The organism is Bacillus sp. GS3m_15504 (assembly GCF_055825275.1).
Genome location: NZ_JBVVNL010000001.1, coordinates 1,775,478 through 1,789,412 on the forward strand (window position 1 = coordinate 1,775,478; position 13,935 = coordinate 1,789,412).

12 protein-coding genes are annotated in these 13,935 nt (G+C 34.9%); all 12 read left to right on the forward strand.

Annotation, left to right across the window (positions count from 1 at the left end; translation table 11 throughout):
• Positions 1 to 207: 207 nt before the first annotated feature.
• Positions 208 to 1,566 carry an MFS transporter gene (locus tag AC0L0O_RS09295; RefSeq protein WP_098638877.1) on the forward strand — a complete coding sequence of 453 codons (1,359 nt, stop codon included), beginning with the start codon at positions 208 to 210 and terminating at the stop codon, positions 1,564 to 1,566.
• A gap of 131 nt (positions 1,567 to 1,697) precedes the next feature.
• Positions 1,698 to 3,920: a helix-turn-helix domain-containing protein gene (locus tag AC0L0O_RS09300; protein ID WP_001982213.1), complete on the forward strand. Its 2,223-nt coding sequence runs from the start codon at positions 1,698 to 1,700 to the stop codon at positions 3,918 to 3,920.
• A 127-nt stretch (positions 3,921 to 4,047) separates the two neighbouring features.
• Entirely contained in the window at positions 4,048 to 4,869 is an 822-nt protein-coding gene (locus AC0L0O_RS09305; protein WP_000760111.1) for a MerR family transcriptional regulator, read from the forward strand.
• Between the two features lie 194 nt (positions 4,870 to 5,063).
• A complete protein-coding gene (locus tag AC0L0O_RS09310; RefSeq protein WP_001244595.1) occupies positions 5,064 to 5,366 on the forward strand; it encodes a PTS sugar transporter subunit IIB in 303 nt (100 codons plus the stop codon).
• Between the two features lie 116 nt (positions 5,367 to 5,482).
• Positions 5,483 to 6,700, forward strand: a complete 1,218-nt coding sequence (locus AC0L0O_RS09315; protein WP_000260244.1) for a prolyl oligopeptidase family serine peptidase — start codon at positions 5,483 to 5,485, stop codon at positions 6,698 to 6,700.
• Positions 6,701 to 6,787: 87 nt separating this feature from the next.
• Positions 6,788 to 7,570: a histidine phosphatase family protein gene (locus tag AC0L0O_RS09320; RefSeq protein ID WP_001035786.1), complete on the forward strand. Its 783-nt coding sequence runs from the start codon at positions 6,788 to 6,790 to the stop codon at positions 7,568 to 7,570.
• A gap of 33 nt (positions 7,571 to 7,603) precedes the next feature.
• Positions 7,604 to 8,905 (forward strand): PTS sugar transporter subunit IIC, encoded by a 1,302-nt coding sequence (locus AC0L0O_RS09325; protein ID WP_000770442.1) that lies wholly within the window; start codon positions 7,604 to 7,606, stop codon positions 8,903 to 8,905.
• A 113-nt stretch (positions 8,906 to 9,018) separates the two neighbouring features.
• Positions 9,019 to 9,339, forward strand: coding sequence for a PTS sugar transporter subunit IIA (locus AC0L0O_RS09330; RefSeq protein WP_000437092.1), 321 nt, complete (start codon positions 9,019 to 9,021; stop codon positions 9,337 to 9,339).
• 47 nt (positions 9,340 to 9,386) lie between these two features.
• Positions 9,387 to 10,772 (forward strand): glycoside hydrolase family 1 protein, encoded by a 1,386-nt coding sequence (locus tag AC0L0O_RS09335; protein WP_000935470.1) that lies wholly within the window; start codon positions 9,387 to 9,389, stop codon positions 10,770 to 10,772.
• Between the two features lie 258 nt (positions 10,773 to 11,030).
• Positions 11,031 to 11,885, forward strand: a complete 855-nt coding sequence (locus tag AC0L0O_RS09340; protein WP_001007577.1) for a 3-hydroxyacyl-CoA dehydrogenase family protein — start codon at positions 11,031 to 11,033, stop codon at positions 11,883 to 11,885.
• Between the two features lie 18 nt (positions 11,886 to 11,903).
• Complete coding sequence (locus tag AC0L0O_RS09345) at positions 11,904 to 12,683, forward strand: enoyl-CoA hydratase/isomerase family protein (RefSeq protein WP_001105338.1); 780 nt, start codon at positions 11,904 to 11,906, stop codon at positions 12,681 to 12,683.
• Between the two features lie 15 nt (positions 12,684 to 12,698).
• The gene (locus AC0L0O_RS09350; protein WP_000659358.1) at positions 12,699 to 13,877 is read left to right on the forward strand and encodes an acetyl-CoA C-acetyltransferase; all 1,179 of its coding nucleotides are present in this window, start codon (positions 12,699 to 12,701) and stop codon (positions 13,875 to 13,877) included.
• The last annotated feature ends 58 nt before the right edge of the window (positions 13,878 to 13,935 follow it).

Below are 13,935 nucleotides of genomic sequence, written 5' to 3' on the forward strand. Positions count from 1 at the left end.
AATCCTATGAAGCAAAGCCCGCTATTTATAGGAATATTACTTTTCGTTTTCCTATAAATAGCGGATAACAATTTTTAAAAGTAATGATTACAATTTAAATACGGAAAATTCAGAAAGGTTTTTAGAAAAGTAGAAAGGGATAGTTGAAAGCGTTTACCATTCTGGAGGCTGAGAAAAGGAAAATCCCCATATAAGGAGGTTATTAAGATGAAATCGATTAACCCAATGAATGTAATAGATGAGAGTCGTATTCATTCCATGCACCTTTGGTTAATATTTTGGCTATTTATCGTAATTGCATTTGATGGATATGATGTTGTTATTTATGGAGCAGCTGTACCGTCGCTCATTAAAGAGTGGGGGATATCAGATGTTACAGCAGGGGCAATTGGTAGTTATACAGTTATAGGAACGGCAATTGGTGCTATTTTCTTCGGTCTAGTAGCTGATAAAATTGGTCGTAAAAATATTATACTGTTAACTACAATCTTATTTAGCTTATTTACATTTCTATCTGGTTTTGCGAATGATCCTGTTACATTTACAATCTTTCGTGTCATCGCTGGTATTGGGCTTGGTGGAGTGATGCCGAATGTAATTGCAATAGCAACTGAATTTTCTCCGAAACGAGTTCGAACTGCTATTGTATCTTTTATTTTTTGTGGATATTCAGTTGGGGCAATGGTAGCAGCACTTACAAGTCGATCACTTCTCATGACAGCAGGATGGAAACCAGTCTTTTGGTTAGCGGGACTTCCGTTATTGTTTCTTCCATTTTTAATAAAAAGTATTCCAGAGTCTGTTAGTTTTCTTTTAGGGAAAGGAAAAATAGAAGAAGCTAAAAAAGTGATAGCGAAAGTAAATCCGAAATTAGGTGAATATGCGACAATTGAATTTACAAAACCACCAACGAAAGAAGCTGGTTCTCCAGTTGTTAAGTTATTTGAGGAAAAACGCGCTATAAGTACGATTATGTTTTGGATTTCATGTTTTAGTGCTTTCGTGCTCATTTACTCTATGAATACATGGCTGCCGCGACTTATGATGCAGTCAGGATACGATTTGAAATCAAGTCTTTCATTTACAGCTGTCATGCAGATTGGTGCTATCGTTGGAACGCTCATCTTCGGTCCAATCGTGGATAAAGTTGGATTTAAAAAGGTACTTGTTCCATTATTTTTCTGTGGAGCAATTGCGTTATCACTCATCGGATTTGCAAATAGTATGTTTGTTGGATTTTTGTTAATTGCTATAATTGGTGCTTCTTCAGTTGGACTACAAAATATGTCAAATGCATTTGTTTCTCAATACTATCCTAGTAATATGCGTTCAACAGCGGTAGGAAGTACAATGGCGTTTGGGCGTCTTGGAGGTGTGGTCGCTCCGACTTTTGTAGGTGTATTACTTTCTATGCATTTCCTACCTCAATATAACTTTGCGGCTATTGCGAGCGCTGCTGTAATTGGTGGTATAGCAATGCTGTTTGTGAAAGAGGAACATGGAATTTATTATAAAGAGAAAAAAGAGATGGTAAGCGGAGATAGTAACGTAACTACAGCAAAATAATAAACAATTAATCCCGGGGATATATTTCTTCGGGATTTCAAATTGCTTGCTTAATAATTTAAATATTTAGTTTTATTTTATGTAACGCTTCTTATACAATAGATAGAAAAGGTGAAATGAGGGGATGGTTCGTGTCTGTTAATAAGAGAGAGAGGTTAATGAAAAGAATAGAATATCATTTAAGAAATACATCACGTCAGCTTATTAAAATTGATACGGAAGAAGAAGCACTTCAATATTTAACTCATTCCTTTTGCTCGGAATTACATTGTAATTTCGTAGCTGTCATTTTTAATGAAGGAGGACAATTTTTACCAAAGGCTTGGAGTGGAAATTTAACTTCTTTAGCTTCAGCTTTTCCTCTTCACTCTGATGAATGTTCATCAAGACTCCAATATCAAAGTATAACGGATCAAATGGCAGATTCACCAGATGTGTGTCTACTCACGAAAACGTTAAAAAGTGCTGGTGTAGAGACTTGGTTTACTGTCCCGTTAAAAGATGACATACAGCATTTTGGTTTTTGTATTGTTGCATTTTCAAGTTATGTTCCACTTTTAGATATGGAAATCTCATTCGAAGAATTTGGAAAAGATATAGCCGTGGCAATAGCTGTAGCTAGACAAAAAGAATCGCAGTTGAAAAAGATTGAAGGTTTTGGATGGATTAGTAAAAACTTATCGCTAGATGTTCCGTTAGAAAAGCATATATATGAGGTAACCTCTAAAGCTGGAATGGAAACAAATGCTCATTTTTCATGTGTTTACCTGTATAACGAAGAGGAAAACTGTTTTGTTTTTCAGCCACCATCATACGGAGAAATGAAATACCCATCCAAAATTATGGTTGAAGATAAATATGTACTAAAAGAGCACTTTCCATTTTTTGAAACGGTTGGTGGTAAACAATTTACTGCCCCAATCATTATTGATATGAAACCAATTGGCGTATTACATGTTGAAAAGGAATACGAAGGAGTTTTTACAGAAGCAGATGCAAAATCACTTGAAATGATAGCGAATCATTTGGCCACGATACTAGATAATGCAAGATTATATAATGGTGAGAAAGAGCATAAACAACGACTTCATTTTCTATTAGATTATCAGCAAGCTTTATTAAAAGAAACGGTCGATGATAATAACTTTGAAGGTATTACAACCATGCTTAGTAGTCTCTTTCAAGATACGGTGTTTATTTTCGATAGATTTATGCAACCTATAGCATTTCATGATGAAAAGGATAGTTACTTAGCGGAACATTTAGCTGATTTAGCAAGGGAAGAACGTAAAAATCAAAGAATGAATGATACGTTCCATATTACTGATCCAAATCATATAGATTATTGTTTTTCATTTTGGATTATAAATGGGGGCGGTAATTTCTTAGGATATTTAGCAGTACGAAGAACGAATGGAGGGATGGATGAATTTGATCAACTAACAGTAGATTTAGCACGAAATATATGTTCTATCCAGTTTATTAAACAAAAGCTCGTTCTTGATACGAAAGAACAAATGAAAGACAGTTTTATTAGTAAATTACTCACTGAAAAAATTGAAGATCGAGATAACATTTTGCAATATGCTAACTTGTATCAATGGAATCTTTTCAAAAAACATCGAGTAGCCGTATTATCCATTTCACTCGATGAAAAAGAATTAAAAAAGGGAAACTTACTTGAACAACAAGCGAAAAAGTCACTTATATGGGACTTAATTAAGACCCGTCTTCCGGAACTAGGGACAGGTATTTTAGCAGTATCTCATAATGATGAGCAACTTTTAATTGTTCCTATTGAAGATCAGAAGAAGAGAGCCGATACATTTTGGGAATCAATGTTTCATAGCATTCAAAAATGGATACAGGCATCACCTATTGGTTGCCAAGTTTTATTAGGGATTGGTGGCGTGACAAAACAATTAGAAGACTACTATATTAGCTACCAGCAAGCCGTCCAGGCTCTAAATATATTAGATAGCCGCTTCAGAAAAAAGGGGTATGCACTATTTGAAGATTTAGGATCGTACGCTATTTTACATCATTTAAATCATTCAACAGCCGTAGAGCTTTTTGTAAAAAAACAAATTGGTCCGCTAATTGCATATTCAGAAGGAAAGAATATTGATTTATATCATACATTACATGTATTCTTACAAAACAATGGAAATGTAAAAAGCGCTGCAGAAGAACTCTTTATTCATCGAAGTTCTTTATTGTACAGGCTCGAAAAGATTGAATCACTCATTTCAGTTGATTTAAATGATGCTGAAGTGAGATTTAATTTAATGATGGCGTTAAAGCTTTATGATATGCATGGTGAAGTAGTAGGGGAATTGAAGTCAATATTTTAGTTTGAACTTGATAAAAAGAGGTTTTGTATTCATACGAAATCTCTTTTTATTTTGTATATAATTGTTTTTCAAAACTTGTTACACTATAAAGGTATTTGTAGGAATTATAGATTTGAAGGTGATAGGTATGAAGAAATACAAAATAGGAGAAGTAGGAAAGGAATTTGGAGTTTCAATAGATGCTTTACGATTTTATGAAAAGAAAGGATTCCTAAAACCACAAAAAGATAAAGATAACGGTTTTAGATTTTATACATATGAGGATTTTGGGGTATTTTTAGCAATTAGAAGTTTTCGACAAATGGGGTTTCATGTTAAGGAAATTGGATCGATTTTTAACGGTTTAGAATATGATGACATAATGAAAAAATGTAATGATAAAATAGCTGAAAAAAATGAAGCGATAAAACAATTAGAATTAGAAACAAAACAAATAAATGAATTTATTAACTTATTAAAAGAATACAAGCAAGAAGATAAGCAATGGGTGATAAAACCAGCCGGCACTTATTATTTTCTCAAACATGTTCATATAAATGATGGAGCGCTATGTGTAAATCCTCTATTAAAAGAATGGTTAAATTTCTTGCCAACTGTTTCAACAGCTTTGTGTATTCCACTTGAAGAATATAAAGTGAAAAATATAGATAATAGTTACTGGGTAATGGCTATATCTGAATTAAAGATGAAAGAGTGCCAATTACCTATAGATGATTCAGTTTTTCAAATAGAAATGGGAGAGTGCTTGCATTACTTATATGAAAAAGAGGTAAATGAACCATTATCTTCGTTAATATTAGATGAACCACTACATATTATACAGGAACAGGGATACTCTCTTAACGGAGATATTTTATGTCGATACGTTTGTGAAACAAAGAATCAAGAAAATACAGTTGAACACTATATTATTATGATTCCTATTATTAAATCAAACAGTACAAAGTGAAAAAATGCATGTAATTGTTAGACAATGTCTACAGTTACATGCATTTTTTTTGAAATAAAAAGTTTTATTCGATGTTTATATAAAATAAGCTATTGACCCTAGTCTTAGACCATAGTTTATATTGAACTCATGAAGTAAGCGATTACAAATAATGAAGCATAAATCGCTTAAATTAATTATTGGAGGTTTTTAATATGAGAAATATCGTGCTTTTATGTAATGCGGGTATGTCTACAAGTATGTTGATGAATAAAATGAGAGGATATGCAGAATCAACAGGATATAACTGTGAAATTAATGCTTATGCATTAACAGAAGCAAAAAATGTTGGACCGACAGCTGATGTAATCTTATTAGGACCGCAAGTTCGATATGCCTTAAATACAGTGAAAAGCCAATTACCAGAAAAGAATATTGAAGTAATTGATATGGCAGCTTATGGCATGTTAGATGGGAAGAAAGTAATGGAACGAGTGAAAGAGATTTTAGGTGATTAATAGTTTATACATGAGGAACGATTTATGAGCCTTACATGATTTATGTAAGTTATGAAAAGTACATATTCTGAGGAGGTCATCATCTGAAAAAGATAAGAAAATTCCCGATTTTATGTATGGTAGTAGGGAGCCTGGCAGGTAGTTTAGTACTGTCAGGATGTTCATCAGAAAGTAAAGATAAGACTTTAAAAGACTCAGATATAACACTAGTAACGAATGTTCTTCCATATGGCGAAGTAGGAGCCACTATCGTTTGTGATTTTGGAGACGCAGTAGATAGCTCAAAATTAACAAAAGATAGTTTTAAAGTTGAGGTGGATGTGAATGGGAAACCTCAAAATAGAAAAATAACTAAAGTGTATACAAATAATAAGGCTGAGGTATCAGAGACTTCAAAAGACGGACAATACGTTGTGATCGAATTAGATGAAGCTGATAAATATGCATCTACCTCAACATTTAATGAAGAAAAATTTTTAAGTACAAGGGACAATTTAGATTATAAGTTAACTCTTACGAAAGAAATTAAAACAAAAAAAGGTACAAATTTTAAAGTATCCGAACAGAAAAATAAAATTTCAAATGTAGTTACCCCTGTTGTAGATGATTTTAAACAAGGAGTATTTCAAGATGCTTCTGGAAGTAAAATGCAATACAGACTCTTTGAGCCTAAAAAGGAGCCTAACAAAAAATATCCATTAGTCTTATTTTTACATGGATCAGGTGAACGAGGAAATGACAACTATATGCAAGTTGTAGGAAATGAAGGCGCTGTAGCGTGGGCAAATCCAGAACAGCAAAAGAAAAATCCTGCATATGTGTTAGCTCCACAGGCTGAAGCAGCTGGAACTCTTACAGCATATTGGACCGAGGAACCTAACTATACTAATATGTTGAATTTACTCAAAGAAACTATCGATAAATATGATATTGATAAAAATCGCATATATGTTGTTGGTATGTCCAATGGTGGAATTGGGACTTGGAATATGATTAAGAAGAACCCGAATCTTTTCGCAGCTGCTGTTCCGATTTGTGGAATAGGAGATTTGCCAGGAAATAAGCTTGTTCGTAAATATGAACCGATGCAAGATATTTCAGCATTTAAGGATATTAAAGATATGCCAATTTGGGTCTTTCATGCAGAAGATGATCCACTAGTTGATGTGAGGTATAGCAGAGATGCTGTACAAGCTATAAAAGAACTAGGTGGTTCTTTAGTCAAATATACAGAATATCCAACTGGAATCGTTAAACCAATGGGACATTTCTCTTGGGTACCAGCTTTGCAGGATAAAGAGATGATAAATTGGTTGTTTAATCAGTCAAAATAATTTTTAAATATCTTTATTGTAAAAATATCATTCTACTTCTGTGGAGGATGCATGCAAATTTTTATAAGCTCATAAGGAGAGTTCATAATGAATAAAAAAATGTTATCGTTCTGCCTAATAACTTCCTTGACCATTCCTCTATTTGGATGTTCGCCAAATAAAGCAGAGCAAGCTAAGGAGAAGAAAGAAGAAAAACCAGTTGAATTTTATTTAGTAAGACATGGAAAAACGATGTTAAATACGACTGATAGAGTACAAGGATGGGCAGATGCACCACTTACAAAAGAGGGTGTTGTAGTAGCAGAGAACCTTGGGAAAGGTTTGAAAGAAGTTAAGTTTGAAAAGGCTTATAGTAGCGATAGTGGACGTGCAATAGAAACAGCGAAAATTGTATTAGATCATAGTGGAAATAAAGATATGAATATCAATCAAAGTAAAAATTTGCGGGAAGCTTGTTTCGGTGAGTTTGAAGGCGAATTAAATCATACGTTTCGGGAAAAGCTTGCGCAAGCTAATAATATGACCATGGAAGAGTTTATGAACAATTTTGATGTTGATATTATGCAAAAAACTGCAGCGAAAATCGATAGTAGTAAACAGGCTGAGGATACTGAAACAGTCACAAAGAGAATGAAAAAAGAAGTTGATCAAATTGCAGAAGAAGTAGCAGAAGATGGGGGCGGGAAAGTTCTTGTCGTATCACACGGTACATCATTAATGGACCTGTTATATGCAATATCTCCTGAATCGTTAAATGAGGTTGAAGAAGGATTAGGAAATGCCAGTGTTTCAAAAGTTGTATATAAAGACGGGAAATATAAAGTTCAATCTGTAAATGATATGAGCTATGTAGAAAAAGGTAAAAAGTAGATGTATTAAAATTCAAAAATGTTGGAGGTAATTATGAAACTGTTAGAAGGGACAAAAAACGGACTAGAACGAATCATCACACCACTAACAAATTATCTCGGAAATAGTAAAGTTGTAAATGCGATTACATCAGGGATGATGATGACAATACCTGTTACGATCGGAGTTACATTATTTGCTATTTTAGGTAATCTACCATTTAAAGGGTGGAAAGAATTTTTAATTCAAATTGGTTTGTATACGCATATGCAAGACATGATTAGTGCGACATTAAGTTTGTTAGCAGTTTATATGGTTGTCATTATCGCATATTCCTATGCGAAAGAAGAAGGCATGAATGGAATGACGGCTGCTGTTATAGCGCTAGGTAGTTTCTTATGCTTAATGCCAATGTCTATTAAAGTAGGAGAAGAACAAATTCCAGCTATTTTAAATCAATATTTAGGTAGTGATGGAATATTCGTCGCCATGTTTGTCGGTGTTTTCACTAGTAAACTGTATTGTTCATTAAAGAGAAAAAATATTGGGGTGAAATTGCCAGAATCAGTACCACCTATGGTAGCAGACGCAATTAACCCTGTGTTTATTTCAATTATCATTTTCACGCTTATATTCTTTATTAGAGTAATATTTGGCTTTACTCCATATGAAAATATTTTTAACTTTGTGAGTCAGGTAATTTCTTTACCTGTAAAAGTCATCGGATCGTCTGTATGGTCAGTTATAGCTATCTTTACATTCATGAATATATGTTGGTTCTTCGGTTTACACCCAGCACCAATTATAAATGTATGGTATAGTGCGACAGCTCCGTTATTCACGGCAGCTATTACAGCTTTTGCTTCGGGAACACCTTTTTCAGAAATTCCTTACTTAGCATTTACGTTAATGCATTTTGCAGTTGCTATTGGTGGAACTGGAAATACGTTAGGTTTAGCAATAAACATGCTATTTGCGAAATCAGAGCAATATAAATCGCTTGGGAGGATTGGTATCGTTCCAAATATCTTTAACATAAATGAGCCAATTGTCTTCGGTTTGCCGCTTGTTTTGAATCCAATATATTTTATTCCATTAGTAGGATCTTCAATAGTTGGCGGGTTAATTTGTGTCGTATTCCTTAAAATTACAGGGATTTTATCTAACTTTAACCCACTTATTGAATTACCATGGGTAACACCAGCGCCATTCGCAGCTTATATTTCTGGTGGCTGGTTACTACTTATCATGACTGTTTTAATCATTATCTCTCAAATTCTATTATATTATCCGTTCTTTAAAATGGGGGATAAGAAAGCATATGAAGCAGAACAACAAGCAGCAACAGAGCAATAATCATGTATCCAGCAGAATCCCGATCGGTGTGGATAGTAATCAGTGAGGATGAACAAAACCTTATTGACTGTATTTTCGAATTATAAAAATAAAAAAATGTTAGGAGAATCATTATGGAACAAAATGAATTAGTAGTATTTCAAATTATTTCAGCAGTAGGTAGCGCACGATCTTCGTATATTGAAGCAATTCAAGAAGCAAAAATGGGTAATTTTGAACAAGCAAGACAGCTAATGAATGAAGGTAGTGAAACGTTTATTGAAGGTCATAGAGCACATGCTGGATTAATTAGTAAAGAAGCGGCTGGTGAAAAAGTAGAAGTAAGCTTATTGTTAGCACATGCAGAAGATCAATTGATGAGCGCAGAAGGATTTAAAATTATTGCAGAAGAGCTTATAAGTGTTTATGAAACATTTTTAGTGAAACAAAATTAAAAGAAACAAACTATCACAATACTATTTTTGAAAGGGAAAGGTAAAATATGCTCAACACTACATTTAAAAACGACTTTTTATGGGGCGCTTCCACAAGCGCCTATCAAGTAGAAGGTGCTTATAATGAGGATGGAAAAGGCCTTTCTGTTCAAGATGTGAAGGATATTCCTGAAGGTACGTCAGATTTCAAAGTTTGTAGTGATCATTACCATCATTTTAAAGAAGATATAAAGTTATTTTCTGAATTAGGACTGAAAGTATATCGTTTTTCTATCGCTTGGACTCGAATTCTTCCGAATGGAACTGGAGAAGTGAATGAAAAAGGCGTTGCGTTTTATAGTGATCTTATTGATGAATTGCTGAAGCATAATATTGTTCCGCTAGTAACGATGTATCATTTTGATTTACCGTATGAATTAGAGAAAAAGGGTGGCTGGAGTAACCGCGCTACTATCGATGCTTTTGTTACATATTGTGAAATTCTATTTGATCGATATGGAGATAGGGTAAAGAATTGGTTAACGATTAATGAGCAGAATATGATGATTTTACACGGTGGGGCTATTGGTACATCTGTATTGTCTCAAAAAGAGTTATATCAACAAAATCATCATATGTTGTTAGCTGAGGCTAAGGTGACAAACTTATGCCATAAGATGATACATGATGCAAAAATTGGTCCAGCTCCAAATATTAGTTATGTGTATCCGAAAACATGCAATCCGAATGATATAATTGCAGCGCAAAATTGTAACGCAATTCGTAACTGGTTATATCTTGATATGGCTGTATATGGACGATATAACAATATCGCTTGGAATTTCATGAAAAGTAAAAACATCGAACCAGAAATTTTAGATGGAGATATGGAGATTTTATCTAGTTCTAAACCAGACTATATTGCTTTTAACTATTATTCTTCTATTACTGTTAGTGAGTATGATGAGAACTTTGTAATTGACGAAGCTGGTGATCAACAAATTGAAGTAGGTGAAGAAGGATTCTTCATGGGGGATGATAATGAATTTCTAGAGTTAACTGATTTCGGTTGGGAGATTGATCCGATTGGCTTCCGAGCTACATTAAGAGAAGTAAATGATCGATATAACTTGCCAATTATCGTTACTGAGAATGGGATAGGCGCTTACGACAAAGTAGATGAAGATGGAATTGTGCAAGATCATTACCGAATCGATTATTTGAAAAAGCATATTGAACAGATGGAATTGGCAATTGCAGACGGAGTGAATGTAATGGGTTACTGTCCTTGGGCGGCAATTGATTTAATTTCTACGCATCAAGGTTTCAGAAAAAGATATGGCTTTATTTATATAAATCGTGATGAAGACGATTTAAAAGATTTAAAAAGAATAAAGAAACAGAGCTTCTATTGGTATAAAGAAGTTATTTCATCAAATGGAAAAGAACGATAACATGTAGTTTCGAAGTTCACATCATAGAGTGCGCACCTCAAGAAAAAATTATTTACTTTGAGGCGCGCACTTTTTATATGTAAAATAACTATATTTTTCGCTTGATACGGTATAAAGCCGTTTGAATTCCAATGAATACCCTCAAAATGTACGAAAGAAATATATGTATTCCCTACACTATGTACATACAAAAACTTTTTACATATAGATATAATTTATTTACAGAATATTTTAAAAGTTATTTGAGGAGGTAGCAAAATGGCAATTCAAACGATTGGTATTGTCGGTGCAGGATCTATGGGTTCTGGCATTGCAAATTTAGCTGCATTACACGGATTTACAGTTATTTTACATGATATTGAAGAGCGTTATTTAGATAGTGCAATGCAACGTATGAATAGTTTTATGACGAAAAGTGTTACGAGAGGAAAAATGACGGAAGAGGGTAAACAAGAGGCACTTAACCGTATTCAAATGACTACAGATTTAGAAGATATGAAAGATGCGGATGTAGTTATTGAAGCCGTGTTAGAAAAATTAGAGTTGAAGAGAGAAGTGTTTGAAGCACTGGATCGAATCGTCCCAGAAGGAGTTATATTGGCAACAAACACTTCATCTATGTCGATAACAGAGATTGCTTCAGCGACGAATCGTCCAGATCGTGTAGCAGGTATGCATTTCTTTAATCCTGCACAACTTATGAAACTTGTAGAAGTTGTTCGGGGCTATAAAACGAGTGATGAAACAGTCGAAGAATTGAAAGCGCTATCCAAAAGACTTTCGAAAGAACCAGTTGAAGTAAAGAAAGATTCACCGGGTTTTATTGTAAATCGAATTATGATTCCGCAGTTTATTGAAGCAATTAAATTGCTTGAAGATGGTGTTGCATCTGCAGAAGATATTGACAAGGCAGTTACACTTGGCCTCAATTATCCGATGGGTCCGTTTACACTACAAGATTTTGCAGGTGTAGACATTGGTTATCACGTGATGGAGTACTTCAAAGAAGAATTAAACAATGATCAATACGCGCCGCCGCTCCTTTTAAAACAGTTAGTTAGAGCAGGTAGACATGGTAAAAAAACAGGCGCAGGTTTTTATGATTATGAATAAAGAATGGGGGATACAGTTATGAATTATGAGTTTTTAATATGTGATATTGAAAATAAAGTTGCGATTGTTACGATTAATCGACCACCTGTAAATCCGCTAAATACACAAGTGTTTCATGAACTTTCCAGTCTATTTAATGAACTAGAAGTAAATGAAGATGTACGAGTAATCGTTCTTACAGGAAGCGGAAGGAAAGCATTTGTCGCAGGTGCTGATATTAATGAAATGGCAGCACTTGACCTTGTCGGTGTAAACAAAATGAATAAAACTTCACGAACGGTATTTAGCAAAATTGAAAATATGTCAAAACCAGTTATTGCTGCGATAAATGGATTAGCTCTTGGCGGTGGTTTTGAACTTGCACTCGCATGTGACTTACGCATTTGTTCGGATCAAGCAAAATTCGCTTTTCCAGAAGTAGGACTTGGAATTATTCCTGGAGGCGGAGGGACACAGCGTCTTCAAAAGATTGTCGGCCAAGGTATAGCGAAAGAATTACTATATTTCGGAGACATGTTTGATGCGAAGCGTGCGTTTGATTTACATATTATCAACAAAATAGTACCTGCAGAAGAGTTATTTGAAGCAGCAAAGGAATGGGCATATAAATTGGCAAAAAAACCTCCAGTAGCACTTCAAATGTTAAAAACAGCGGTAAATGTAGGAAGTAATGCTGACCTTGAAACAGGCTTAATCATCGAAAGCACCTGCTTTGGGAATGCTTTCGCAACAGAGGATCGTAAAGAAGGATTACAAGCATTCGTTGAAAAAAGAAAACCAGTTTATTTAGGGAAATAATGAGGTGAAAAGGATATGAAAGAAATTGTTTTATTAGAGGGAGCAAGGACTCCGTTCGCTGCGATTTCTGGATCGTTTCGAGGATTAAATGCAACAGATTTAGGAGCTATTGCTGCTAAGGAAGCAATACGAAAAGCTGCTATTTCTGCAGAAGATATTGATCAAGTTGTATTTGGTAATGTTCAGCAATCTAGCAAAGATGCACATTTATTAGCGAGACATGTTGGGTTAAAAGCCGGAGCACCTATTCAAGTCCCAGCTTTGACGATCAATCGCCTTTGCGGAACAGGTGTTGAATCTATTTTAACAGCAGCTCGTTATATTCTTAGCGGAGAAGCAGAAGTTGCACTTGCCGGAGGAACGGAGAACATGAGCCAAGTCCCGCATGTAATACCTGGCATGAGATGGGGAAGTCCACTTGGCGGTCCGGTAATAGAAGATTGGTTGTGGGATGGTCTATATGATACGTATGGTAAATGTACGATGGGAGAAACGGCTGAAAATTTAGCTGCAAAATATAACGTAACGAGAGAAGAAGTAGATCAGCATGCACTATCGAGTCATGAACGAGCTCTTTTAGCAAGGGAAAAAGGGTATTTCAAAGAAGAGATTGTTCCAGTAACAGTGAAAGGGAGAAAAGGAGAACAAGTGATTGAAGAGGATGAGCATATCCGTCATACGAGTCTAGAAAAACTTGCAAAGTTAAAACCTCGTTTTGTGGAAAATGGTGTCGTAACTCCTGGTAGTGCAAGCGGTATGGTGGATGGTGCAGCGGCAGTTGTTTTAGCATCGAGCGACTTTGCAAAAGATAGAGGATTACAACCAATTGCTAAGCTCATTTCTTGGGCTGTTGTAGGAGTAGAACCTAAGTATATGGGAATCGGTCCAGTCCCAGCCATTCAAAGTGCATTAGAAAAAGTAAATTTAACTTTGGCAGATTTAGATTTGATTGAAATTAATGAAGCATTTTCTGCGCAGTACTTAGCTTGTCAAAAAGAATTAGGATTCGATCTTAATAAAGCGAATGTAAATGGTGGGGCAATTGCGATAGGACATCCCCTTGCTGCGAGTGGAACGAGAATTTCTCTATCCTTAATTTATGAATTAAGGAGAAGAAACAAGAAATATGGAGTATCTGCTGTTTGTATTGGCGGAGGCCAAGGAATCGCAGCGATTTGGGAAGCATTGTACTAGGGAGACAAACCAGGAAGAGTCCTTCCTGGTTTTACCTACATCGTTTCTTTAAGTAAAA